The sequence below is a fragment of the uncultured Imperialibacter sp. genome (assembly GCF_963974565.1).
Classification (GTDB): domain Bacteria; phylum Bacteroidota; class Bacteroidia; order Cytophagales; family Cyclobacteriaceae; genus Imperialibacter; species Imperialibacter roseus.
In genome coordinates, this window is record NZ_CAXBCJ010000010.1 from 38,851 (window position 1) to 65,115 (window position 26,265).

General features: G+C 47.5%; 20 protein-coding genes. 7 read left to right on the plus strand and 13 right to left on the minus strand.

The genetic code is table 11. The features are described 5' to 3' along the window. Positions 1 to 15 precede the first annotated feature (15 nt). The 4 genes from AAC052_RS15290 to AAC052_RS15305 form a co-directional block, all read right to left on the minus strand. Positions 16 to 3,768, minus strand: coding sequence for a tail fiber domain-containing protein (locus AAC052_RS15290; protein ID WP_339814323.1), 3,753 nt, complete (start codon positions 3,766 to 3,768; stop codon positions 16 to 18). Positions 3,769 to 4,185: 417 nt separating this feature from the next. After that, complete coding sequence (locus AAC052_RS15295; protein ID WP_317487362.1) at positions 4,186 to 5,508, minus strand: AarF/UbiB family protein; 1,323 nt, start codon at positions 5,506 to 5,508, stop codon at positions 4,186 to 4,188. A gap of 3 nt (positions 5,509 to 5,511) precedes the next feature. Next, positions 5,512 to 6,195: a TetR family transcriptional regulator C-terminal domain-containing protein gene (locus AAC052_RS15300; RefSeq protein WP_339814326.1), complete on the minus strand. Its 684-nt coding sequence runs from the start codon at positions 6,193 to 6,195 to the stop codon at positions 5,512 to 5,514. A 52-nt stretch (positions 6,196 to 6,247) separates the two neighbouring features. Beyond that, a complete protein-coding gene (locus tag AAC052_RS15305; protein WP_339814328.1) occupies positions 6,248 to 8,605 on the minus strand; it encodes a response regulator in 2,358 nt (785 codons plus the stop codon). 237 nt (positions 8,606 to 8,842) lie between these two features. Between AAC052_RS15305 and AAC052_RS15310 the strand changes: the two genes are divergently transcribed. Next, entirely contained in the window at positions 8,843 to 9,448 is a 606-nt protein-coding gene (locus AAC052_RS15310) for a GNAT family protein (RefSeq protein WP_339814330.1), read from the plus strand. 2 nt (positions 9,449 to 9,450) lie between these two features. Here AAC052_RS15310 and AAC052_RS15315 read toward each other — a convergent pair whose 3' ends face one another. Beyond that, positions 9,451 to 11,859: a penicillin acylase family protein gene (locus AAC052_RS15315; RefSeq protein WP_339814332.1), complete on the minus strand. Its 2,409-nt coding sequence runs from the start codon at positions 11,857 to 11,859 to the stop codon at positions 9,451 to 9,453. Between the two features lie 93 nt (positions 11,860 to 11,952). Here AAC052_RS15315 and AAC052_RS15320 point away from each other — a divergent pair, with 93 nt between their 5' ends. Beyond that, positions 11,953 to 12,642, plus strand: a complete 690-nt coding sequence (locus AAC052_RS15320; protein ID WP_339814334.1) for a nitroreductase family protein — start codon at positions 11,953 to 11,955, stop codon at positions 12,640 to 12,642. Here the strand turns inward: AAC052_RS15320 and AAC052_RS15325 are convergent. After that, the gene (locus AAC052_RS15325; RefSeq protein WP_339814335.1) at positions 12,636 to 13,154 is read right to left on the minus strand and encodes a hypothetical protein; all 519 of its coding nucleotides are present in this window, start codon (positions 13,152 to 13,154) and stop codon (positions 12,636 to 12,638) included. The genes AAC052_RS15320 and AAC052_RS15325 overlap by 7 nt on opposite strands. Before the next feature lie 144 nt (positions 13,155 to 13,298). Here AAC052_RS15325 and AAC052_RS15330 point away from each other — a divergent pair, with 144 nt between their 5' ends. Next, entirely contained in the window at positions 13,299 to 13,943 is a 645-nt protein-coding gene (locus tag AAC052_RS15330) for a hypothetical protein (protein WP_339814337.1), read from the plus strand. Here the strand turns inward: AAC052_RS15330 and AAC052_RS15335 are convergent. Both AAC052_RS15335 and AAC052_RS15340 read right to left on the minus strand, forming a co-directional pair. Next, positions 13,903 to 14,625: a lysoplasmalogenase gene (locus tag AAC052_RS15335; protein ID WP_339814338.1), complete on the minus strand. Its 723-nt coding sequence runs from the start codon at positions 14,623 to 14,625 to the stop codon at positions 13,903 to 13,905. The two genes, AAC052_RS15330 and AAC052_RS15335, sit on opposite strands and share 41 nt — an antisense overlap. 30 nt (positions 14,626 to 14,655) lie before the next feature. Next, positions 14,656 to 15,840 (minus strand): MFS transporter, encoded by a 1,185-nt coding sequence (locus AAC052_RS15340; RefSeq protein ID WP_317487371.1) that lies wholly within the window; start codon positions 15,838 to 15,840, stop codon positions 14,656 to 14,658. Positions 15,841 to 16,047: 207 nt separating this feature from the next. Between AAC052_RS15340 and AAC052_RS15345 the strand changes: the two genes are divergently transcribed. Continuing rightward, on the plus strand, positions 16,048 to 16,242 hold the full coding sequence (locus AAC052_RS15345; RefSeq protein ID WP_339814341.1) for a hypothetical protein: 195 nt from the start codon (positions 16,048 to 16,050) through the stop codon (positions 16,240 to 16,242). Further along, complete coding sequence (locus AAC052_RS15350) at positions 16,232 to 16,564, plus strand: type II toxin-antitoxin system RelE/ParE family toxin (RefSeq protein WP_339814342.1); 333 nt, start codon at positions 16,232 to 16,234, stop codon at positions 16,562 to 16,564. The genes AAC052_RS15345 and AAC052_RS15350 overlap by 11 nt, the downstream gene beginning before the upstream one ends. Positions 16,565 to 16,690: 126 nt before the next feature. On the opposite strand, the gene prfB is transcribed toward AAC052_RS15350, so the two are convergent. Next, positions 16,691 to 17,774 (minus strand): peptide chain release factor 2 gene (prfB, locus tag AAC052_RS15355; RefSeq protein WP_317487374.1). Its coding sequence is split into 2 segments (ribosomal slippage): positions 16,691 to 17,713 and positions 17,715 to 17,774, totalling 1,083 coding nucleotides; the frame shifts between segments, so codons are not numbered across the junction. A gap of 227 nt (positions 17,775 to 18,001) precedes the next feature. After that, positions 18,002 to 19,066: a branched-chain amino acid aminotransferase gene (locus AAC052_RS15360; RefSeq protein ID WP_339814344.1), complete on the minus strand. Its 1,065-nt coding sequence runs from the start codon at positions 19,064 to 19,066 to the stop codon at positions 18,002 to 18,004. A 217-nt stretch (positions 19,067 to 19,283) separates the two neighbouring features. Here AAC052_RS15360 and AAC052_RS15365 point away from each other — a divergent pair, with 217 nt between their 5' ends. Continuing rightward, a complete protein-coding gene (locus tag AAC052_RS15365) occupies positions 19,284 to 19,922 on the plus strand; it encodes a hypothetical protein (RefSeq protein WP_339814346.1) in 639 nt (212 codons plus the stop codon). Positions 19,923 to 20,255: 333 nt separating this feature from the next. Further along, entirely contained in the window at positions 20,256 to 21,092 is an 837-nt protein-coding gene (gene kduI, locus AAC052_RS15370) for a 5-dehydro-4-deoxy-D-glucuronate isomerase (protein ID WP_339814348.1), read from the plus strand. Positions 21,093 to 21,164: 72 nt separating this feature from the next. On the opposite strand, the gene AAC052_RS15375 is transcribed toward kduI, so the two are convergent. From AAC052_RS15375 to AAC052_RS15385, 3 genes are all read right to left on the minus strand, one after another. Next, positions 21,165 to 23,303 carry a TIM-barrel domain-containing protein gene (locus AAC052_RS15375; RefSeq protein WP_339814350.1) on the minus strand — a complete coding sequence of 713 codons (2,139 nt, stop codon included), beginning with the start codon at positions 23,301 to 23,303 and terminating at the stop codon, positions 21,165 to 21,167. Between the two features lie 177 nt (positions 23,304 to 23,480). After that, a complete protein-coding gene (locus tag AAC052_RS15380) occupies positions 23,481 to 24,863 on the minus strand; it encodes a putative oxidoreductase C-terminal domain-containing protein (protein WP_339814351.1) in 1,383 nt (460 codons plus the stop codon). Positions 24,864 to 24,870: 7 nt separating this feature from the next. Beyond that, the gene (locus AAC052_RS15385; RefSeq protein WP_339814352.1) at positions 24,871 to 26,247 is read right to left on the minus strand and encodes a Gfo/Idh/MocA family oxidoreductase; all 1,377 of its coding nucleotides are present in this window, start codon (positions 26,245 to 26,247) and stop codon (positions 24,871 to 24,873) included. Positions 26,248 to 26,265: the final 18 nt, after the last annotated feature.

Sequence of the window (26,265 nt, forward strand, 5' to 3'; positions counted from 1 at the left end):
TAGGTAGTTGAATGACTACTCTTGTTTCCCTAGTGATATGCTGTTTTCATCCGACTGTTTGGAAGGTGCCTGCAGCAGGTTCACTAGCGATTTGACGCTGGCTTCCAGCTCGGTTATTCGTTTTTCGTTATTCTTTGCTGTCGCCAGCTCCGTTTTTAGCGATGCATTCTCGGTCTTCAGTGTTTCGATCTGAGTATTCAGCTCTTTGATGGCTTCGATAAGCACGGCTACCATCTGAGAGTAATTCACAGACTTCATGCCCTCTTCATTCGTATGGACAAATTCAGGGTACACTTCTTCTACCTCTTGAGCAATGACACCAATTTGAGTGCTTTGCGACTTGGCCTTGTCAATCCAGTTGTAGGATACGCCACGAAGTTGAAGGGTTTTCGAGAGAGAGTTTTCGAGAGGTTTTATGTCTGTTTTTAGTCTACCATCAGATGTCAGATTGAAGGCCGTTGCAAACATTTCACCTTCAGCACTTACAGTATTTTTCACCCCAATATTTCCATCTCCCCACAGATAGACATATGCGCCCCCGGGACCATCTAGAGCAATATGACTTTTTACATTGCCATCTGAATCAAAGTCATAACCACCATACATTCTAATGCCATGACCAGCAGAAGTCGCCGTAAGATTTATATCGCCGCTAGTATTGGCATTATTTTCATCAGTTCTGATGTTTACCAGACCATTTTTTACGTTAATACTACCGTCGCCTCCGTTCAGGGTGATGATATTGGCATTGTTGGCATCATTTACATTCATAAATCCAGCATTTCCGTTGTCCCCCATTTCAATGGAGTTATTTCCCTGATTGCTGCCTTGCGCCACAGCAATCATTGATGAGGAACGAATGCCCCATTGTCCACTAAGTGTAGTGAAGTTGCCATCAGCGCTATTTGTCAAATTGATAGTCCCTGAATAATTCGAAGATCCATCATCATCAACTGAAGCCTGAATCTGAGTATTATTATTGGCATCTCTCAACTCGAGTGCTCCCTGCCCATCATTTCCCCACTGACTTTGCAGGGTAGCTCTTTCTAGCTGCAAGTCTTTCATGTTACCGCTGATGCCGTTGGCGTCAATTCTCACATCCTTTCCATCAGTGCTTCGGAAGTTGACAGCACCCAATTCATTGCCTAATCCGTCGTCGGCTACTTCCATCCAAACTAAGTCCTGATCCGGCGTATTACCCCGCATGCGCAAGTAAGGTCTGCCCGCTCCATTCGTGGGATCCTCCCAGGATTTCGCCCCTATTTCCACGTTGCTCACTCCATCGTTAGCGTCTAGCCGCAAAGAGCCCCACTGCTGGCTTCCATCCTGGTTTACCTGCAAGCCTGCGTGGCTATAAAACCAGCTGTTTCCGTCAGGTTTATTTCCAAAAAGTGATATTTGCCCCAAATCACTGTCCTGATAGTTCGAGCCACCAATAATAATATTAGGAGACTCTTGCCCGCTTAGCTGAAGACTACCTGACCATTCTGTGGGAGCATTTCCGCCAGGGTCATTGTCTACATTAAGCGACACAAAACTTCTTGCACAGTTTGTGCAATTGGGGTCGTTAAATACGGGCCCGTTTAGTGAAAGTGAACCCCAAGTTTCTGCATTTCCATTGCTGTTTACTTCCATTCTAACCCTGGCGTTATCAGTATCTACCGGCGTATCGCCATACAAATGAACGATGCCCTGCACGCCGGGCTCCCAATCCTTCTCCCCCACATTGACCGCTTCACTGGCAATGGAAGAAGCATTCAATCCATTCGCATCAATTCTAAAGTCCTTCCCATCAGAGCTTCTTAAATTAATACCTCCTATTTCGTTTCCTTCGCCGTCATCATCTACCGACATCCAAATCAAGTCGGGGCGGTAAGGATCTGGGTCGCCGGCGACTTCAATAGTGCCTCTTAATGCTAAAAAAGGGAGCTCTGGGTTGGCCTCCCAATCTTTTTTACCAAGCGACATAGCGTCGGCATTAATCTGCACCGGGCCGTCAAACTTACCGGCCCAGTTTTGCCCTACGGCATTGGAAGCAGTGCCATACACACCAATATTTGCAGCTGAGTTGCTGGACGTAGAAACACCTGAGACGCCTATATTTTCGCTTGTTTGAGCACCGTCACCCTGGGCTCTTCCTCGTAAGCCGACATTTTGCCCGGGATTATCATTTGCTGAAAAATCACCCCCCAAGTTTGCTCCTCCAGCAGCTGAATTGTTAGAAATCCCCCTAACACCAACACTAAAGCTCGACTGACCAAGTGCCTCACCTCTTAACCCATAGATTACAGCAGTGCTATTCGCCTCATTAGACCTGGAAATACCATAAACGCCATAATGGAAGCTAGTGGAATTGGCTGAAACATTGGCAATACCTCTCACACCAGCATTTCCACCTTCAGCAGCACTACCAATACCTAATATTCCGCTGTATTCTGTAATTCCGGCACCCTGCCCATCCCAAACTCCCGTTCCTGATACTTCTGCCTTCAGGGCAGTAATCTCTTCGCTTGTCGAACTGTTCTGATCGACTGAATAGTGGCCATTTCCCGCCACGCCATTGTAATCGATCATGTACGACTGACTGCCATCGGCATTTCTAAGCGTTAAGCTTCCATTTCCGGCGTCCAAAACAACCGTTTCTGTTCCGTCGTCATCCTTCATTTTCAAATTGCCGGCCTGGTTGCTTCCAGAAAGGATGGCTTTTGGTTGTCCGTTGTATCCGTGGAGTTCCAGTTGGCCATAAGAGCTGGCAGAGTTAGCCCCATAAGAACCCAATGAGGCCCTTCTTCCTTCGCCATCATCACGAGGACCATAGATGGCTACCAGTCCATTGTCGAAGTTGCCGTCGTAATAGTTGGGGGCAACAAAAACCCTCCAATCCGGTTGTCCCGGACCAGCACCATTGGGATTGATAGACCCTAAATTTTGTCCATGAAGAGTACCAGAAATCTTCACATCGCCATCAAACCAACCTGCCCAATTTTCTGAACCACCAGTTGCCATGCCTACTAGTCCTTTGTTGACTCCTGTACCCTTGGCCCAACCGAGCACTCCTCTATTCTCTACCCCACCTGAAATTTCACTCCAGCCAAGTACGCCTATGTTGTCCGCCGCCCCTGCATTTCCGGTAGCCCTTCCCCAAACACCAATATTTCCATTAAGGTTGTCTTTTGCTATTCCTATCGCTCCGTAATTGTAAGAGCCAAATGTGCCTTGAAAGTCGGTAACTGACCCGTCACCCGCACCAAGACCATAACCATAAAGGCCAGCGTTTACTTTTCCAGTTCCCTCTCCCTGGCCGTATACACCGTAATTGTCTCCATCGGTGCTGGCATATCCCTCTATGGCTGCCCAATTACTCGCTGGGCCCGATATTTCACCCAAAATCGCAGGTCGATCAGTACTTCCGTCCATTTCCTTCGTGAACTTCCACTCCTTAATACCTGCATAGAGAGTAATAGGAGATAAACTTGTCGCCCCTACGGTAATTTCCAGGGTTCTTTCACTCACATCCGAAAACAACTGATCAGGCAGCGTCGCAACGTCGCCTAACACAAGTGAATAAAGTCCATCCTGAACCTGCACACCAATGTGAGTTTCTGTCCACAAAGATCCGCCAACTCCGTCTGGTATATTGAAAACAAAATCTCTGGTACCTGTCACAGGTGTCCCGTTTTCAATCAGCTGTCCCTGAAAGGGAAGCTTCTGCGAGAAGGCCGCAAATGAGATTAGGGTGATTACTAATGTTGTTACAAGGGCTTTCATAAAGTGATCTGTTGGTTGCAAATAAAACACCTTATAAAAGTAGTTGAAGGTCACCGGGATAGTCAATACTCAATTTGGAGTATTTCTAGGTTAAGAAAAAAATTATTCTTGAGCCTTAAAATGCACTTTAACCGATTAGCTCTTCAGAAAATAATATATGCCAATATATTATTTTGAATCACATAAAAACACCTATCACATGCCGAAATATTAGGGGCACTCACCAAATAAATGAGCCTAATCAAATCCAGAGAAAAATTTTCCGGAAAAGGTCACTTTGTAGTAAATCTATAATTATTTCAATAAAAATAGGTGAGTACTAAATTTGAACCAGTTAACTTATATAACCACATACAATTGAAAAATACTGTATGAGGCTGACTTCCCCATCAATTCAATGTGACAAAGCGGAGTGCTTCACTTTACCAAAGAAGTCATCAGCCACTCTGGCTTGGTAGTAGTCACCTCCGCTCCAAGGTCGTGCAACAAGTTATAGAGCCCAAAATACGTCCTGTTGATGTACAACCCGTGCCTCGAACCTCTCGGATGCTTAGAGTTCTTGAACTCTTTGCGCTTCGAGATACTTTCCCCCAGGTCAAAGATCTTTTTGAAGTACTCCTCGTTGGCAAAGTCAAATGACTCTTTATGAAAAGGAGCGCCCAGTAGCTGCATCATTTGCTTGAACACGTCGATGTAAAGAACTTTATAGTCGGCCGGGTCGTCTTCATATAGAAAGCACAGGTCATGAAATGCCGCCACCAGCTCCTCTTCTTTCCAGAGCAAGTCTTCCCTCATCAGTTGAAAATAGGTTCTGTAAAAATCTTCGGGAATCACTTTTACACAGCCAAAGTCAATTACCCCCAGCATACCATTCTCCATCATAAGGAAATTACCCGGATGAGGATCTGCATGCACCTGCAGGAGGTTATGCACCTGATGGTTGTAGAAATCCCACATCGCCTGACCTATCTGGTTTCGCAGCTCCTGTGAAGGGTTGGTTTTTAAAAATTCTTTTAAGTGCAGACCTTGTAGCCAATCCATAGTCAAAATCCTCTCTGAAGACAATTCAGCATAGTATTTAGGAAAGGTCAGATTCGGAATATGGGCGCAAGCGTCAGAAATTTGTTGTGAGCGAAGCAGCTCCAACTTGTAGTCGGTTTCCTCCAGCAGTCGCTCCTCTACTTCTTCCATGTAGTGATCCAGTTCTTGCTCGTTGAGCTTCACGAGCCTGAGAGCAAACGGCTTGACCAGCTTCAAGTCCGATCTCACACTGCCGGCCACTCCCGGGTACTGCACCTTTACAGCATATTCCCTGTCGCCGATGGTTCCTTTGTGCACCTGCCCAATAGAGGCTGCATTCACCGCACTTTTGGTAAACGACTCAAAAGCCTCTGTAGGCGACTTCCCAAGCTGCTCTTTGAAGGTCTTCACCACCAGCGGATAAGACAGCGGAGGAGCGCTATACTGCGCCATGGAGAACTGATTTTGGTAAGCCGTCGGGAGAATGTTTTTATCCATGGCCAGCATCTGAGCCACTTTCAGGGCACTCCCTTTGAGTTCGCTCAGCGAACCGTAAATATCTTCGGCGTTTGCCTGATCAAGGTTCTCACGGGAAGTATCACCCGTAATGAAGCGCTTGGCATAATGCTTTACATAGTTGCCCCCTACCTTAGCGCCCGTACTTACAAACTTGGAGGCCCTCGCCACTTTCGAAGTGGGAATACTGGATTGCTCTTTCATGTATCAGGCTTCCTTCTTCGATCGATAGATAAACTTGGCCAGGTCAAGCAATGAATCCACAGCCCCCCGCCCCATGAGGTCAAAAGCCAGGTTAACTGCCTTTTCGATCGCAGCATCCGTTTTTTCAAAGCCTTTGCTCTCGTCTTTGTGCCAAAAATTGAGAATAAACAAGGTCTGTACCCACATGGCCTCACCATATCTGTCGCTGATAAAAGGACGGTTCGCAATTTCGTCAGTGTCCTTTCCTTCAATCACAAGATTATTAGCCCAGGAAAGAAATTCAGATTTAAATGCCTTAAGGAAATAAGGCGTCGTGGTGGGGTGCCTCACAGCTTGCATCTGCCACAGGATATAGCTCCTGTTTCGCTTCAGTTCCTCAATCAGGGTGTAGTAAAATGCCAAAAGCTTCTCCCTGACAGAATACTCGTCGTATACCTTTTCTGATTCAATAGCCTGGATAGTAGCGCTGACAAAGTCATACCATATACCTTTTTCAATAGACTCAAATGAATTGTAGAACTCGTACAGATCTTCTTCTTTCAGTTTAAGCGACTTGGCAAACAAAAAAAAGGAAGATGGTGCTGCGCCATTTTCCAATACGTACTCTTTGTATTTGGCCCTGATGTCGGCGCTTTGAGGTTTTTTGGCCCCAGCTTTTGCTTTGGGAGCCTTAGCTTCTTTTTCCATAGCATCATAACCAGTTTTTCACCTAAATGGTTAGCTATGGAGTGAAAAAAAATTATTGGTCTATGACGCTGTTCGTGATGTATTTGTTCACCTTCTTTTTCAAATCCTCGGGATCAAACGGTTTTATGATATGGTCGTTCATACCGAACCGCTTTACCTTGTCCCGGTCTTCCATCATGGTAGAGGCCGTGAGGGCAATAATGGGCGTATTAATCCCTAGCGCCCTTATTTGCCTGGAGGCTTCATAGCCATCCATGACAGGCATTTGCAAGTCCATCAAAATCAGATCGTACTTTTTATTCTTGACTTTGTCAACAGCCTCAGCCCCATTGGCTGCTATCTCGATGCCAAATTCCCATTTTTTCAAAAACTTCTGTGCTACCAGCACATTGACTTTGTTGTCCTCAACAAGAAGAATATTCGCTCCTTTATTCCCTGATTCACCTGCATCCGCCACCGCTTCATCTTCTTCTACAGCATGATCCACAGTTTCGAACCTCTGAATAAAATAAAACTCTGAGCCCTTGCCTTTCTCGCTGTTGAGGCCGAGTTGTACGCCCTGAAGGTTAAGCAACCTTCGGGTAATTGTTAGCCCGAGCCCGGTGCCCCCATATTCTCTGGTCACTGAGGTGCTCGCCTGAGTGAAGCTGTCAAATATTTTCTGCTGGTCGGCCATAGAAATGCCTATGCCCGTATCCTTTATTGCAAACCGCAACGTTATATGACCTTCATCTCTGTCCAATTCATTCACTATCAATTCAATACCACCTTCTTTGGTGAATTTCAGGGCGTTACTGATCAAATTGCTTAACACCTGACTTGTTCGTGTCGAATCACAGACGATAGACTGAGTTATCGTTTCATCGACCAATACCCTGATATAAAGACCCCGCTCATCGGCAATTCTTTCAAAAACCTGTTTCAAGCGGGATGTCAGCTGCCTGATATTAACAGGCATCTTCTCGAACTCAATCCTGTTGGCTTCAATTTTATTGAGATCGAGGATATCATTGAGGATCACAAGCAGGTTCTCAGCAGAAAATTTCAGTGTGTTGAGTGCCTCTTTGTGTTCTTTTTTTGGCTTGTCGCCAATCATATAATTGGTCAGGCCTATTACTGCGTTCATTGGCGTTCTGATTTCATGCGACATCATCGAGAGGAAATCAGACTTGGTTCTCGATGCCTCCTCCGCCTCTTCCTTGGCCACCCGCAAAGACCTGGTTACTCTGAAGAACATGTTCAACGACTGGAAGAAAAAGAATGAAATAAACCCAATGAACGTCAGAAGTCTGTTTTCTGGCTCCAGTGCCAGGTAAACATATATTTTGTAGATAAACACCAACAGCACCACCATGGTACTTGCCAATGCATAATTGGCTCCATCTCTTTTGAACCTGGCGGCCGCAGCATACACATAGGAAACATAGGCAATGACAGCCACCATCACGAATAGATAGGGCTCAACAAAAAGTGTGAAAATGGTGCTGGGCAAAACAAGGGTGAGCAGGCTCAGCAAGCCAGAGAGACCTGCAAATCCACCCAAAATAATAAGGCTGCCGTCTTTTGGAAAAAGAGTGTAAGAGTAGATAGCAAAAAGCGAGGGCGCTAAAAACAGGGCCAGGTATTCAAAATGCAAGGTTACCGTCCAGGGAATGTCAGGATACAGAATGTGCAGCGCATAGTTATCGGCACCGAAAAACCTGTAGCTGAATACCAGACAAAAAAGGCCAAAAGCAATGATGTAGTTTTCCTTTTGCCCAAATAAATAAAGTCCCAGGAAGAAAAGACCAGCCATGATCAGGCAGCCCGACAGCAACAGGTCGTAGCTGATATTGAACAGGCTGTCGTGCATAATTCTATCCCGAGCACCCAAAACAATACACTCCCTCGCTCCTCCTTTCGAGTGATGAAAGTTGGAGATATGGAGCACCAACTCCAGGGTATCAGAGCTGGGTAGGACTCTGAGCGTTCTGGGAATCCAATGAGGCTCGGACGTTTCTTTCGTATCACCAACCACACCATTTTCCCCCAGCAGTTGGCCGTCGACATACAGATCGTAGTCACTGTAGAAATGACTGATGGCAATAGACAAAGGGGGAGTTTGCTTGGGTAAGAGCAACTTGACCCTGTAGGTGGCAAAGCCCTGACTTGACAGTTCTACACCACCAGCAGTTTTTGAATCGTTCCAGAGCTTGGGGAACATGAAGTAATCAGGTGCTGGAGCAGCGTATTTGAACTGCTCTGGCGTTATCAATCTTTCCCAATAAAACTCCCACTCGCCCTCAAGTTGTGCTTTCCCATGGGAAAAATCGAATTCCCTAAGGTCAATAATACCCCTCTCCGCTTCCCGGGCCTGTGCCCCAAAAGAAAGTACAACAACCAAACAAAAGAATATAACCAGGCTCCGCATCGCTCGAAAATACGCTGCAATTTATGTATTTATAGTGGGGCACCGATACTGCTGTAATATTTTATAGCTTTTCGACATTTTTCGGTCACTGCTTACGACCACAAACGCTTTCAAGTAACCCGGAAACGGTTGGTTGGAAAAATATCATAGCAAACTTTCGCATGAATAGCTTTTATGAAAATTGGCAAAAGGCTTACATTTGGCTCGTTTCATTTTTTAATATAGTCTAACGAATTGATGAACTCAGTCCCTTATGAATACCCGCCGCTCCCGGTAACGTTAGAGGGTGAGCATGTAATCGTTCAGCCCATGCTTCCTGAGCACCTCGCAAGCCTCTGTGAAGTTACCAAAGACGGTGAACTGTGGAAGCTTTGGTACACGCTGGTACCCTCACCAGAAACAATGGAAGCCTGGATGCAAAAAGCTTTTAAGGAGCAGGCCAGCCAGACCTGCCTGCCTTTTGTGATTTATAGCAAGGTGCATCAAAGGATAGTTGGAGCTACCCGTTTCCTGAGGATCGAGAAAGCCGTACATCGCTTGGAAATAGGTTCCACCTGGTATGCAAAGTCTTTTCAGCGAACTGCTATTAACACCGAATGCAAGCATTTGCTCCTTACACACGCTTTTGAAAACCTGAAATGCATTGCGGTGGAGTTTCGCACACACAGAATGAATACAGCATCAAGGGCAGCCATCGAGCGGCTTGGTGCTCAACTCGACGGCATCTTCCGAAACCACTATATTATGCCCAATGGCACCATGAGGGATACCGCCGTTTATAGTATCCTTGATACCGAATGGCCCACCGTAAAAAGTGGGCTGGAGTACAAGCTGGGCAGATAGCTTTACCTGGGGCTCATCTTGTAGCTTTCTTCAGCCACTTTCATAATCATCTCTTTTGAGTAGTAAACGGGGAAGTATTTGTCATTCGCCCAAAGGTCGAAGAGGTTCTTATAGTATTTACTATCCGGATCACCCGACTGCCCGGGGGAGTTAATACCCATCGAGCGATCCCAGCTTTGCGTGTCCATGATGATCCGAAAGGTGGCGCCATGGGTTTGATTGTCTCCTGAACCTGTCACACCGGGCGTTAGGTGGTAGCCGCCCCGTGGTGCGGGGCCAACATCCAATTTTTTCCTTATGTCAGCCGACACTGCTTCACTCATGGGGTGTTTAATTACAACATGATGGTTCTTTTCCTGGCCATATTGCCACTTGCGTTGATCTCTTCCCAGTTTTTGCTCAAGTTGAGCAATGGCCGCCGACAGCGACGAAGTCAGCAGATCATCTCTTCCTTTGATTGGATCGCTACCAAAAACCGGCGGCGGTGCCTGTAACCAGCCGATGACTTTAAACATGGAAAGCCCGGAAATGTGCGGCCTCGCTTCCGCCGGAATCATCAGATCCTTCATTCTCGCATTGATCTCCTTTTCCCAGGCTGCATAAATGGTGGCCGTTGTGGAATTCTTGTCGAGCACAAAATTCCAGGCCAGCAGTTGGTCTCTCGCTGCACTTATTTTTGTGTCAGCAATAGACAGATTTTTCAACATAGGCACGATTTCCCTTGCCGGAAGCGCCAAATAGTCCGTTTGCATGGCTGCCATGTCGCCCAGGCTTAGCACCCTACCCGAAGCTATGATCTCCTTCAGCCTGTCGCCCCTGTACCCGTCAGCCCAGTCAAAAGTAATTATCTCAGGAAACTCGTAATCGGTTTTGGTAAGGTTCTCATTGGCGGTAATCACATAGCCTTCCGCCGGGTTGTAGCTATGAGGTTTGGCTTTGATAGGCAAGTAGCCTCCCCACTCGTACCGGCCGTCGCCAGGCACAGGCACCATGCCGCTGAAATTTTTACGAATGGGAGCTATGCCCACAGCCTGCCAGCCAATGTTTCCTTTCCGGTCGGCCCAGATCATGTTTTCTCCAGGAATATGACTGTAGTTGCAAGCCTCCCGGAATTGCTCCCAGGTTTTGGCCTGATCCATCCTTAAACTAGCCAGGTAGGGTGCGCCGCCCACCTCCTGCCACCCACAGCGGACAGCATAAGCAACATGTTTATCCGCTTTTTCAAACACTACTGGGCCATGGCGGGTGTACTTCAATTCAACGGTGACGTCGGGCCGGTTTTTCACTTTGATCGTGTCGGTGATGATTTTCATATCTTCCCAGCCACCGTTGTATTTATACTGGTTAGGGTTTTCTGGGTTTGTTTCATACACATACAAATCTTCGCTATCGTTGGTAAAAACCGTAAGCCCCCAGGCCCCGTACTCATTGTGGCCAATGGAAATGCCGGGAATCTCAGGCTCACCAGCCCCTATCACATTCCAACCCGGCGCTACCAGATGCGACCAATAGCGGAGTGAGGGTGCCGCCAGTCCACGGTGCGGATCGTTGGCCAGCATGGGGTAGCCGCTCTGAGTACGCTCGCCACTTACCACCCAATTGTTACTACCAATGGCGTTTCTGAGTTCCTGCCTGTCAAGTGTAAAGTCCTCTTCCCATTTGGCTGCCAGCTCACTGTACTTCTCCATGCCTTCCCTGGCGCTGGCTTGCACATCTGAGGGTTGAAATTTGACAGATTTACGATAGGCATTGTAAAGCTCAAGGATATCTTCGGTCAGCAGCGACTGGTCGATGACCGGATCCATATTCAAATCGGGATCGAACGGATGATAGTACTCTATTTCCTTAAACTTTTCGGCTCCAATCGCCGCCACGGCCCGGGCAGCTTTTAGCTCGTTGCCAATATTACCCAATAACCCCTGATGCCTGGAAATAACCACTTCTGGTGTCCACGGCTGCGGTTTTGTCTTCAATAGGTGAAACTCAACAGGCAGCTTCTCCGGAGCTGAATTAGCTTCGGCGATATAGGCATTTACCCCATCTGCAAAAGCGGTGATAATTTCCTCCCCTCTTTCATGATAGTGGTTCATTTCTTCTTTCATGTTTCCCCGAAACTTGAAGAGCCTCGTACCTATGTCTCTTTTGATTTCACGCTCTCCCAGCAGCTCAGCCACTGTGCCTGTAGCCTGCCTTCGCCAAATCTCAAACTGAAAAAGGCGATCTTTGGCAGCCATGTAGCCCTGGGTAAAAAAGAGGTCGTGCTCATTCTCAGCATAAATATGGTTGATACCCCAGGGGTCACGGTATACCTCTACTTTATCCCGCAGCCCGGAAACTATTAGTTGTTGAGCATGCGATGTTAAGAAGCTGAAAAGCAATAGGAAGGACGGCGCTGCTATTTTTTTTAACATCAATTCTGAGGTTTACGATGGGTTGTATAGATTTGAGAAGGTATAAAAATTAAGCCCGACAAGAGGCTGCATTTTTTTATAAAGGCCAAAAAGATGACTGAGGAGACAATAAAAGTTATAGACGGATATGAGCATGTGCGCCATCATCCGAGGGCATTTACCCCGGAAATCACCTTGGAAAAGAGCCTGCACTTCTATCAGGACATGGACTTGCGGCGAACCGTCAGGGATTTCTCCGACAAGCCAGTTGATCGGGCAGTGATCGAAAATATCATAAAAACCGCCTCAACCGCACCTTCCGGAGCACATAAGCAGCCCTGGACATTCTGTGCCATTTCAAACCCAGCGATCAAAAAGCAAATAAGAAAAGCAGCCGAACAGGAAGAATACGAGAGCTACCATGGCCGCATGAGCGAACGCTGGCTGAAAGACCTCGCACCTATAGGCACCAACTGGGACAAACCCTTTCTTGAAACAGCTCCCTGGATCGTTGTGGTCTTCAAAAAAGTGTATGACAAGGATGAAGAAGGCGAAAAGATCAACAACTACTACGTAAATGAATCGGTGGGGATCGCCTGTGGTATGTTCATTACAGCGGTGCACGTGGCTGGGTTGGTAACGCTGACTCATACGCCTAGTCCCATGAATTTTTTGTCGAAAATACTCGGGAGGCCCGACAACGAAAGGCCCTATCTGTTGCTACCTGTGGGTTATGCGGCCGACGAGGTGTATGTGCCTAAGCTGGCAAGAAAGCCGCTGGAGGAAGTGGCTAAGTTTTATTGAGTAGGTTGCAGACGCATGGCTTCCTTGAAATCGAGTCCAAATTTCACCCTGTCGTGCATATTCCTCATAATTCTTCTGGGGCCCACAATGGTCATGTTGTGGTTTTTGAATTTCACAGTAACTGTAACATTCTCCATCCATTGATTCAGAGAGACAATCCCACTGATCTCAGGATCGAAAACCATCACCTGGTCTTTGTCTTTTCTCAACTCATAGCCTTCTTTCCGCATCGCTTCAGTGACCAGCTTGCCAAGCTTTCGCTTGGTGACATGTGTAACTTTCAGCGTTGAATGTCTGGTGATGTAAGCAATCCCACCGGCAAGAAAAAAGGGAAGAAGAATAAACCGGTAGAGCCCCTGGCCGACAATGATTCCTTCAAGTGACTGATCCATTAAGTAACTCGCCAGAAGCGACAATCCTGCCAGAATAACTATTAACAGACTAAAAACCTTAACGAATACCTGGGGTTCGAATCGTCCTAGCGAATAAGCAATCTCCGGTTTTTTATCCATTCCTTGGGGCGTATTAACGTGGCTGCAATAATAACTTTTGAAAATGACTTAATTCAATTTCATTTTCAATAAATCTTACAACTGGCGGCTACTATTTCGACAGAAAAGAGCATCCCAAGACTATAAATAGCTAACTTAGTTCTAATGAAGCCACTTCTCCCCTTCCTTATTTTAGCTGCTATGCTGGGTTGCGGACAAAAACGATCTGCCATTGACCCAACTGATAAAACTGTTTCATCGGTAAATGGTGCGGCCTCATCACTTCCTGTCGCCAATCGCAAGACGGCCCTTGCCCTAAATGCCTACCGGGATGTCATCGATCTTACGGGCTACAAAGATCTGGGCAGTTTTCATTTTCGCAGGCTGCATTTCTACACCAGAAAGAATCCGGGGATCAAAATTGGCCATGCCAACGTAGATGAAATCACGGCTTACTTTATCGACCGCTATGCAGTGAAAATCAGGTACAAACTGTCGGAAGACGTGGCTTCCTACCTGGTCGACTCGCTGACTACAGATACCAAAAGGGTGCAAGACCTGAACCGGGACTGGTCGAAACAGCGGCAGATCAAATGGAACTACTTCAGCAAAATCATTACGTATCAAAACAAGTGCCCTGACGATGATCTCGCTCTGACACTGACCAACGAAATATGTGATAGCCCTTATTGGTTGTATGTTGAGCTTCCTGGCTACAAGAAAAAGGTAAAAGAGCTCAAAACCGTGGAGAACGCCGTGCACGAGTACCTCATCGACGCCCCTTCGGCGCAGGTTTCTTCGCCGGACTAGGCTCACCGTGATAGTGTGCTAATACTCCCTGAGCAATCAGCGCCTGTGCCGCAATATACGTAACCATTACCCAAAACCCAGCCATGGGAAACGGCCCGACAAACTTACTTACCGCCAGCATAGAATCGGACACAAGAAAGGCGATGGCTCCAAAGAAAAGCAATGAAAAGCTCGTTTCGTTGGTTCTGTTTTTCCTGATCACTGCCATCAGTAACATACCCACCAGGCAAGCACCATAGAGGATCACAGGAACTTTAAGATTGCCGAGAAAATTCCAGAGGGTGTAGAGCATAAAAAAGTAAAAGATGACGAGCAGGCCCACGCTGAATTTTGTCCGCCATTCCATCTTTTTCTTTGAAGGATTTATAAGCTGGGCAAAATTGAATCCATACATGATCTGTGCTACAAGAAAAGCGCCCAGACCAAGCAGGAAATACATTTCCGCTTTTGCCTGATACATAAGCAATGAATCACCCAGCCAGCTAAAAACCAGCGCCGCCAGAATGCCTACCCTCACCGACTTATCAACTGCCTTGCTACTCAACCAAAAATAAACGGCCAACAAGGGCATCAACAAGGGCTTGGTCCAGTGGATCAGGTCGGAGTTTTCAACGCCCACAGCCCACAGGTGCACACCTATCGAAAGAAGGAAAAGGACAGAGATCAGGTTTCGGGTATTCATAGTGTGCTTTTTGGAACAAAGTAAATAAATCTACTGGCGCAGTTGCGAAGGAATCACGTCTTTTTTCTTACCAATGAATTCTACAAACAACCAGCCCAGAAAGGCAACAAAGCCTACAAAGGAGAACACAAAGGGCATATGTGAAAAGTGGTTGCCGTACAGCCATCCTGCCAGCAGTGCCCCCAAACCTATGCCCACTTCCAGGGCAATATACATGGTGGCAATGCCCCTCCCCCTGTGGTGTTCATCACTGAGGTCAATGGTCCAGGCGTAAATGGTGGGTGAGTTCATGCCTGTGCCGATGCCAAACAACACAGCACCCGTCAAAAACTGCCACACATTGGTGGAAAATCCGGTGGTGATCATAGCCGCCACAAGAAAGAAGATGGAGAAACGCAGCACAGCTACCCTTCCATATTTGTCCGACGCCTTGCCGGCAATGAACCTGATGCCCAAAGAGGCGATGGTGAACGTAGTGAAGTAAAGTCCTCTATTTCCCATGCCCAAATAGTCGCTAAAGTCGGGTGCGAGGGTAAGCACAGCCCCGAAAGGTAGCATGGTGAGCAGCAAGGTAACTGAGGGATATAGCACCCTTGGTTCATATACGTCAGCCCAATTGATTTTCAGGTGATCCGGGCGAAATTTCTCTCGATTGACCAACGTCTCTCTCATGCCAGCCAGTATAACCACTGACAACAGCGCCATCAGTGAAGAGGTGTAGAACATGGTGTTCAGCGAAGCAGTTGAGGCGATGTAGGAGCCTATAGCAGGCCCGATGGCCATCCCCATGCTTCCAAAGAGGCCAAAAATGCCCATGGCTTCTCCCCTTTTCAACAGCGGCGCAATGTCCCCTACATAGGCTGCCGTGCCAGTAGGTTTAAAACCTGTTGAAAAACCATGAAAGAAGCGAAGCAATAGGAACGCCCATACCACGGTGACATGGGGATATACCAGGGCCGCCAATCCGCTGACCGTAGCGCCAAATACCATCACGGGTACTCGCCCGACCTTATCGGCCAGCTTGCCGCTGAATGGACGGCTGAGGCCGGCTGTGAGCGTAAAAACCGAAATGATAAGACCCTTGTAATCGCCACCGCCAATGGAGGTCAGGAAGGCTGGCAGCTCCGGGATGATCATGTTGAAGCTGCTGAAGAAAAGGAGGCTACTGAAACACAATAGCATAAACTGCCATGTGTATATCTTTTGCTGAGTCATAGAAAAAATCGACGGGTAAAGGTAGAACCTTCAGGAAGGTTATTCAAAAAATTGGGAGGGTTTAGACGAATTGTTCCGGTGTGTAAGTGATGAGAACAGATATTTACTTAACCCATAAGCGGCAACACCAAGACTAGCGGCAAATCAAGATGTAACCCATGGGCGAAATAAAGTACAAAATAGCTAACTTTGTGGAAACTAGCGGCCATGAAAGAGATCAAACTTAAAATCAACGACAGTAAATTCAAAACTTTCGTAGAGTTTGTAAAGACCCTGGATTACGTTAGAATTGAAAACAACAAAAACCTTGAAGACCTCGAGAAAGGCCTTTTGGAGTTGAAGCAAATTCAGGATGGTAAGCTTAAATCCAGGCCTGTGGAAGACTTGCTGAATGAGCTATAGTGTTGAAACCATTCCTCATTTCGATAAGCATGCCAAGAAGCTTTCGAAAAAATATAACTCCCTTAAATCCGACCTGGCCTCACTGGTCGCTACATTAAAAGGCAACCCTTTTTATGGCACGGATCTGGGCCATGGGCTTTATAGAATACGCCTGGCCATTACCGCCAAAGGGAAAGGGAAATCCGGTGGAGCAAGAGTAATCACATACGTGAAAGTTATTCAGAAGACCATCTATCTGGTGTCAATATATGATAAAGGGGAACTTGAATCGATTGCCAGAAAAGAGATTCTGGAGCTATTAAAGAAAACAGGTCTTATTTAAGTCAGGCTACTTCAAGAACTAACTCAACTCTAGTCGGCGGGCTGTTCAAAAAATGGATCGGTTTATGAGAATAAGCAATGTTCCGGCCATGGAGACACGTGCCGGAACATTTCAAGCTTCTGACTACTAAGCCTCCTGCCCCATCAAAAACGCCTTAATGTAGTCGTCGAGGTCGCCGTCCAGCACGTTTTGCACGTCGGTACGCTCCACGCCGGTGCGGGCATCTTTGATCAGCTTGTAAGGGTGCAGCACGTAATTACGGATTTGCGAGCCAAAGTCGACCCGCATCTTGCCGGCTTCCACCTTGTCACGCACGGCATTGCGTTTCTCCACCTCCATTTGGTACAGCCTCGACTTCAGCATTTGCATGGCCAGCTCTCGGTTGGCCAGCTGCGACCGCTCCACCTGACACACCACCACAATGCCAGTAGGCTTGTGGGTCAGCTGCACCTTGGTTTCGACCTTGTTTACGTTTTGGCCTCCTGCACCACCTGACCTTGAAGTATGCAATTCCACATCTGCGGGATTGATTTCAATCTCTATGCTGTCATCCGCCACCGGATATACGTAGATTGAGGCAAAAGAGGTATGTCTCCTTCCTCCTGAATCGAACGGAGATATACGCACCAGCCTGTGCACACCCGTTTCGGCTTTCAGGTAGCCATAAGCAAACTGCCCTTCAAACTCCAGCGTGGCTGACTTAAGACCAGCCGTATCGCCTGGTGTGTAGTCCACCTGCCGCACTTTGTAACCATGCTTCTCTCCCCACATGATGTACATCCGCATGAGGATTTCCGCCCAGTCGTTACTTTCTGTTCCGCCAGCACCCGGGTTGATTTCCAGCATGGCACTCAGCTGGTCTTCTTCCCCGCTAAGCATTTTCTTCAACTCCACCTCTTCCAACTGCGCAGATACCTTTTTGTACTCCGCATCAACGTCCTCCATCTCAGCCTCGTCGGCATTATAGAATTCGTAGATGGTTTCAAGATCCTCCAGCGAAGTGCTTACTTCTTCATATGCATTCGTCCACACCTTCTGCAGCCTTATTTCTTTCAACAGCTTTTCGGCTTCACTGGGTTTGTCCCAAAACCCCGGCAGCACTGTCAGCGCCTCATTGTCTTCTACTTCACGTTTGCGGTTATCGTAGTCAAAGATACCCCCTCAAAGCCGCTACCCTGGCTTTCACGTCTTTCAACTGTTCTATTGTCATGGTGTTATGTTATTTGTTAGTGGCTAATGGGTTATTCGTTAATGGTTAATCGGTTGTTCGTTAATGGCTATCCGGCCGAAACCGTTGCAGCGTGTGATAAGAAATTGGAAGCCAATGGTGGAGGTGAGCGCCCCCTATTAACTAATAACTTTTAACCATTAACTCTCTTCCAACAAAAAATCCACCCCCTTCGAAAAGCGGATGGATTTTGTCATATGTTACCATGGTCAGATTCTGTAAATCCAGCCGTGTGTATCTTCTACTTTGCCGTACTTAATATCGTCAAGTGACTTAAGCAGCCTTTGCGAAAGCACCATTTGCTCTTCCCCCGGAAGGGCGTAATCAACGCCTTCGTATCCTATATGGCTGATTTTAGCAATCGTTGCAGCTGTTCCCACGCCAAACGCTTCCTGTAACTTGCCATTCTTGACTCCCTCTATCACCTCTTTTACCGACACCTTGCGCTCTTCCACAGGATAGCCCCATTCTCTGGCGAGTGTCAGCACGCTGTCTCTGGTCACACCATCAAGGATGGTTTCACTGGCAGGCGCAGTACACAAAACCCCATCGAGTAAGAACAACACGTTCATCGTGCCGGACTCTTCAAAGTATTCGTGTGAGCCTGCGTTGGTCCAAAGTAACTGGTCGTAGCCCGCTTTCTGGCCTTGTACCATTGGATACAGTGCTGCAGCATAATTGCCGGCAGTTTTGGCGCTGCCGGTGCCTCCGGGAGCAGCTCTGGTATATTTTGTTTCCACCTTCACCTTCACCGGCCTGGAGTAGTAAGCCCCTGCCGGGCTGGTGAAAATGATGAATTGATATGTCAGTGATGACCTGATGCCGACAAAAGGATCGTTGCCGAAAACAAAAGGACGGATGTACAGCGAAGTACCCGGCTTGCTAGGCACCCAGTCTCTGTCCAGCTTCAACAGCTCGGTAAGCGCACTCATAAACATCTCCTCAGGAATTTCGGGGATGCACATTCTCTCCGCACTCTTGTTAAGACGGGCAGCGTTCTTTTCCGGACGGAAAACAAGTACGTCGCCGTTCTCAGCCTTGTACGCCTTCATACCCTCAAAAATAGATTGGCCATAGTGCAGCGTGGTGTTGGCCGGGCTCATTGACAGATTACCATAAGGCACAATCCTCAGGTCCTTCCACTGTCCGTCGACATAATCTGCCATAAACATGTGGTCAGAGTAGCTCTTACCAAATTGAACATTATCCATGTCCAGCTCCTTGATTCTGGACTTCGCCACCTGCGTGATCGGAAATTGAAGGGTATCTATCATGACCTCAACCTATTATTGAAAAAGTAAAATTAGAAATTTAATCTCTAAACGATAGTATAACGGGCAGGAAGAATCTTTGGTTTTTTCAAAAAATTTAGGGCTGGGTGCAATTGGCCTAGGATATACTAAACACAATGGCTCGTTCATCATCACCGATTTATCTCATCAATAGTAAAGTATATCAGTTATCTTCCGGGATATTTAAGAAATGAGCATTATGAATCCAATAATGTATAGAGTCGCTTGTAGTGAATGTATGCATCGTGATCCAACAGACACTTTAGATTTTATCTCCGATGAAGATTATGATCGATTGAAAAAAAGTGGAACAGAATATAGTGCTGTATTATATCTATTACAAGAAAGGCAGGACGAGTACGCATGTAATCATTGCGGTTCAATAAATCAGCAGATTTATGATGTTAAACTTGGCAAGAACTTGTCACTTCTTGATACATTGTTCATCTGGGAAAGAATAGTGCAAGAATCTCACGAAAATGGTTGGTACTTAGCCGTTTTTAATTTCCGAAAATCTAATGGTGAAGTGAAATCCAATAACTATTTCGTAGACCCAAATAACCCCTTTATTGTATCAGACATCCATAATGCAGTTTCTAGATTCATTCAGAATAAGACGAGTGATGACTTTGTAAATCATGATAATAGTTATACGTCAGATAATGAGTTCGTTAGTCATAATAACGGTGAATTTTTTTTATGCACCATACTTAACTGTAACTTTGGTAAAAATAGAATGTGGATAGAAAAGTATTTCACTTTTGGCTTTACGAAGGATGAACTAATTTCAGCCTTAGAAGTGTCATTAGCTGAGGTGCGTGGTAGACAAGGATGGTGAAAATTGTTCCCTCAGGGCCTCCTGATAAGGGACTGTAAGTATAAAAAAAACTCGGATTCCACCAAAGTCCTCTCCGAGAGAATCCAATGCTATTAAGTTAAGAGCATTTTACCCTTAATCCCCAAGCCGGGCACACCCAAAGGGGCCTACCAATGACAATTCACTCGCCCTTCAAGGTCAGGGGTAAAATTACAATTGGAACACCGAACCACTTAACGGCATAGCGAGAGACTCTGAGCGGAAAGAATCAGAGGAGTAATATTTTCCCTGATAACCTGAATTTTATAACTTTCAGAGTTAACCAGAACAATTTTTTTACACTCAACCAACAAAATGCCCGACATTCGATTTGCCTCACACCCTGAAGACATTAAACAGCTGACTACCTCAGCGCTTAGAGAACGCTTTCTGATATCAGAAGTGATGAAGCCGGGGCAAGTCACCGCTTCGTATTCCATGCACGATCGCATGATGGTGATTGGCGTCGTTCCAACAATCAAAGCAATTACACTTCCCACCTTTGAAGAGTTGACGAAGGCCAATTTTTTTCTCGAACGCCGGGAGCTCGGCATCATCAATGTAGGCGCCAAAGGCACAGTTACGGTAGATGGCGAGCGCTTTGAGCTCGACAACAAAGAATGTCTCTATGTGGGGAGAGGGAAAAAAGAAATTGTGTTTAGCAGTGGCTCTCCAAGCACCCCTGCCGAGCTCTATGTGAACTCATGTCCCGCACACAGGGAGTATCCAACGACAAAAGCAACATTCGCCGATGCCAATGAGGTGAATGTTGGTTCGAAAGAGAACTGCAATGAACGCACGATTTATCAGTACATCCACGACGGAGGTATACAGAGCTGTCAGCTGGTGATGGGGCTCACCATTTTGGCACCGGGAAGCATTTGGAATACCTTTCCTCCGCATACGCACAACCGAAGAATGGAGGTATACTTCTATTTTGATTTGCCCGAAGATCAGATTGTGATGCACTTTATGGGGGAACCTCAGGAGACAAGACACCTGGCCATGAGCAATAAACAGGCAGTGATCTCTCCCGAGTGGTCTATTCATGCGGGAGCAGGCACTTCAAATTATACATTCATCTGGTCGATGGCTGGCGAAAACAAAGCGTTTAAAGACATGGATGGCCATCAACTAAAATCCATCCGCTAGTCTGTGGTGCTCGATTCATTTGCCTATAAACCATTTTCCTCAGAGGCTCTTGAAGGGTGCTCTGAGAAAACATTACTCAGTCATAAACTTCCAGGTAACACTGCCGTAGCCAAAAACAGAGCCTTCTACTCTCTTCTCATTCCCTTTTGACCCCACTTGCGGGTCAGCACTTAATTCGGTCAACGAATAGTCACCCTTTTCATAATCAAAGGTTTCCCCGTCATCGTCGTACAGCAGGAAACTGCCGCCCTCTTTGCCGTAGTGCCTCACTTGCAATGCCAGTTGCTCGCCAGGTTTTGGCGCATGAAGCCTGGGCCCGATCATGGGAATGATGCCGCCATCTTTCACAAAAAGCGGGATTGTGGCCAGCGCTGTCCTGATCTCAATCACCTCATTTTCACCTGCATACTCGCCCGTGTAAAAGTCGTACCATTTGCCTTGTGGCAGAATGACAGTTCTGGAAGTTTCGCCGGTAAACACCGGTGCCACCAGCAGGTTGTCGCCAAACATAAACTGGTCTTTGATGTCCTTTCGGATCGCTAAGTTGTAGGGGTTAGCGGTGTCATCGAGCTTTCCGGCTTTGATCTCCTCGTTTGCTCCAAAGCCTTCCACTAGTTGCATGGGCCTCACCGGTGGGGTACCGTTAAAATAGTAGTCGGCAAAGGTGGAATAGATGTAGGGCAGCAGCTGCATCCTGAGCATGGCCACTTGCTGCACCTCTTCATATACCTCCGGGTAGGACCAGGGCTTGGTGCCACTCGACCAGGCATTGACCATCGCCATAGGCGAAAAGCACACCGACTGCATCCGACGCAGCCATTCTTCACCCGTGTTGGACTGTCTTACTTCTGGTGTCCAGAGCACGCCAGAGAACCCGGAGTTGATCAGGGCAGTGATGAAATCCCGGTGGTCGTAATAGTCGTTGTACAGCACAAAGGGGAGAGTGGCGGCTCCGGCATTGGAGGCCCTCACTAGGCCGTAAGTTCTTTGGTTGCTTTTGTGGTAGAGGTCGGCGGCCATCTTCTGCATCAGCAGCCCATACACCTGCCGCATTTGTTCGGCGCTGGTGCCCGAAGGGAAGGTGGCTGCATCGGGCCAGAGCCAGTTGTCGTAGCCGTCCACCTCATCTATTTTAAGGCCGGAAACACCGATATCCAGTTGGTTTTTCGTGTAAAAATCAAGAAATATTTTTCGGGCAGCGTCCATGGTATAGTCAGGCACGATGCCATTCCAAACCAAATGAGTACCTGCATAGGGCAGCATCGGCTCGTACAGCTTCGCTTTTGGAGCAATATAAGGGTTCATCCAGAGGTTCGTTCTCACTCCCTGTTCCAGCAGCGTATGTACAAACTTTCCTGGTTCGGGAAACCTGCCTTCATCCCATTCATAGGAGCTGGGATACGACATGTTCATCCACCCGGGCTCCAGTCCAATAAAGTCAAGGGGAAATTCGTTGTCTTCGAACTCCTGCACTTCGGCCAGCACCTCGTCGGAAGTATGCCTCGTATGGCTTCGGTAGGTAAAGCCAAGGCCCCACTTAGGCGGCAGCACGCCCCCGCCCTGGTAGAGGTTATATTTCCTGACGGCGTTAAGAGGTGTCTCGCCATTGAATACAATCACCTCCGCACTTTCGTCGGGAATGACTATTTCCACTACATCTGATTGGGGCTGCGCCTCCCAGTTTTTGTCAGTGTTTCGATTGTACACGGCGGGTTTGCTTTTGCTGTCAAGCCTCACGTTGCTACCCACATACACGGTCATGTAGCTGACGGAGTTGATCAGCACGCCATAGCCTTTGCTCGATAAGTAAAATGGCACAGGCGCATGGGTACTGCCGTTGTCTTTACCGCCGTAATGGTCAACCTTTAAGTGGTAGGTTTTGCCCCGACGATTCACGCTTTTGAATTGCAGACCCAGACCATAAATTTGCTCAGCGTCGTCGAGCGGGAGCTGGATCACTATTTTGTGAGCTGATTTTGTAATGTGAATCCGCTCTTTGTCAAGCGGGAACGTTGTGGCTGCTCCTGCATCCAATCTGGCAAGATTGGGAACCGCCCCAGCAGCATCCAGGAGGTTAATCTTACTTTTTTCGCCAATGGTGTATTTCCAAACGCCGTTGGCTTGCTGCTGCCAGTCCGATTTTTTTGCCCCTCCACAAGCGAAACAAATAACCAAGATCGTAGCGTGTAGAAAGATATTTTTAAGATTCATGCAGATTTGAAACAAAAATGGCAACGGCCTAAACGTTTCTCGGTAGCTTTGGCCGCCAAAAAGGGTTAATTGACAAAATGATTTAGCTCACATTTGCAGGGAATCTGAATGTGGTGCCACCAGCTATCGCTGTGTGCGCCACATTCGGGCTGTTAATTTTTACACAAGGCTATAAAATTACTTAGCCGTCGCCATTTCCAATGCCTTAACATTCGTGAAATACTTCACCTTCATAAAGGCCTTTTCCCACTCCGGCATTGATCCGGCCTGGTAGTACTCCAAAAACTTCTCGGTTACCTGACCAAAGTGTGCTTCATGTCCGTTGTGGTAAGAATCAGGGATGTCGACAATGTACTCGCCTCCCTCCTGCTTCGTCAGCCCAATCCCGGGATATTTCGCCTGTAGCGTTTCGTTGATCGCTTTGGCCAAAGCTTCGTCCTGACGGTCCAATAGTTTCACATACAGAGTCGCCCTGTAGTTCTCTTCCGCTCCCTGACGGATCATCAGGTTGGCTTTGGTGCCCCGCATCATACTGTAGTGTGTATCCGCTGCGCCTTCTGGTGCCTTGTAGTTCCAGATCACGCTCACCTTCGCATGTTTGCCACGCAGCGTGTAGTTCATTTCACCATTGCTCAGCACTTCCAGCTTGCCGTCTTTGATGTATTCATTCAAAAAGGCAGGAAACTCACTAGCACCTGTCACTCCTTTGAAGTCGTCAACCGTCAACACAGTAGGCCAAAGCTTCGCCGACATCATGTTCACATCGGTGGTGTCGAGCAGCTGCTCAGGGAAAGTTTCCCACTGCACCAGGTCTACCAGGTGAGTAGTTACGTCCACAATACCCGTTCCCTCTACTTTCACATCAAAAAACCAGTCGGGTCGCACCAAAGGCTTGCCGGACACATATTTGAAGAAGTGATGCACACTTTCTTTGGTTATCGCCGGATTTTCAGGCGTGCCGTCTTCCAGTTCACCAAACACTTCGGGCAACATGGAAAGCTGACGTTGCAAAATGGTAGTGATTTCAAACCTCTCGGTCATGATATCATACAACAGCAGGTCCTTTTCTTCCGCCACCTGAAAAGCCTTAAGCAGCTTGCCGTAACCAGCCTTGTCCACCACCAATGGTTTATCGGCATACACGTTTATGTCGTTTTCAATGGCTTTCAGCACATAATCAACCTTGTGGTCATTCTTACCTGCCACCACCATCACGTTGCCGGGCTTTTTCCCAATCATTTGCTGAAGAAAATCAGGCCCTTTAGTTACCTCCAACTGCCACCCCGTAGGGTTTTCCGCCCGGGTATTGTAGCCGTTGATGCGGGCAAGGTAATCGGTCAACTCCGGGCCGTCCGGTGCAAACACATAAATAGTAGAGTCTACCACCGGATACATCGACTTGTGGATGAGCCCGGCATGAAAATGCCCCGGTTCCAGCGTCATGATCCTGATTTTACCGTCGTCGGTAGATTCTTCCGTGCTTTCTTTCATCGTTCCTGATTGGCAGCCTGCAAGAAAAAGGGCTGCGAGAGCCCCTGAAAATAGTTGGTTGAGTTTCATTTAATTTTTATCCTTTCATTTTAACGTTACCGGTTCCATAGGGCGCTCTCTGCGGCCTGCTCAGGAGCTTGTTGGCTTCATCATTGTTCACAAACATTTCCTTCTCAGGGCTCCACTCCAGTCTGCCAGGTATTTTCATGGCAATGTGGCTGACCAAACAAACAGAACACGCTCTATGGCCAATTTCGATCGGAGAAATCGGCTGCTTGCCCGACTGAATGCACTCCAACCAGTTGCCATGGTGCTCTTCGCTTTCGTATAAATGGATTTCGTCGTCTCCAATCTCCGACTTTAGTATCTGCGGATCTGAGGCATCAAGGGCCTTCGCACTGTTTTCAGCAGCCACCGGATCAGACGCCGACGCCACATAATCACCACGGGATACCCAAATCCAGCCGTCGCTTCCCTCATAACGTACACCATTTGGATAGCCTCCTGATGTATACACGTTGATGCCATTGTCGTACTCCTGCTTCACCATAAAGTCGCCATGCACGTTCCACAATCCGGATCTTGGGAATTCGGCTACTGCTTCGATATAGCGAGGCCCGGTCAGCTCGGTGTCCATGCCCCAGGCAGCGGAATCATAGTGATGCTGCCCCCAGCCGGTGATCATGCCTGCGCCAAACTGCTCGCACCGCAACCACCCAGGTCGACCATAACCATCCACTGGGTGAACGCCGATCTCAGTATAAGGCACCTCGGGTGTTGACCCCAGCCACATGTCGTAGTTAAGTTGTTTTGGCACAGGCATAGCAGGAGCTTCGGGACCTGAGGGGTCGCCAGGCAGACCAATTCTTACGGTGTGCAGCTTGCCTATTCTCCCATTGCGAACAAGCTCCGCAGCCACTTTGAATTGCTTCATGGACCGCTGCTGAGTGCCCATCTGGAAAGTGACATCAGACTTCTTCACAAGGTCAGCTAGCTGACGTCCCTCTTTGATGGTGAGTGACGTAGGTTTTTGCAGGTAGACGTGCTTTTTGGCCAGCACAGCCTCCATGGCAGGCTGAGAATGCCAATGGTCGGGCGTGCTGATGATGACCGCATCAATGTCTTTGTTCAACAGCATTTCCTTGTAATCACCGTACTGTTTCACGTCGACGTAGGGCTTACCCATTTTTTCGGTATAGTACTTTTCAACGTGCTCTTTTCCTTCCTTCATCCGCTTGCTGTCCAAATCGGAGACGGCCACGAACCGGGCGACGTCGTGCTGCCAGGTGCCTGGCATGTCGTGGCCACGGGCAATTCGACCACACCCAATCTGGCCAATATTGATTTTGTTGCTCGGCGCATCTTTTCCAAAAACGGAAGAGGGCACTATGGTGGGGAAACCCAGCACACTGGTAGCAATGGCTGTGTTTCGGACAAATTCTCTTCTTTTCATAGGTATATAAGTAGTCTA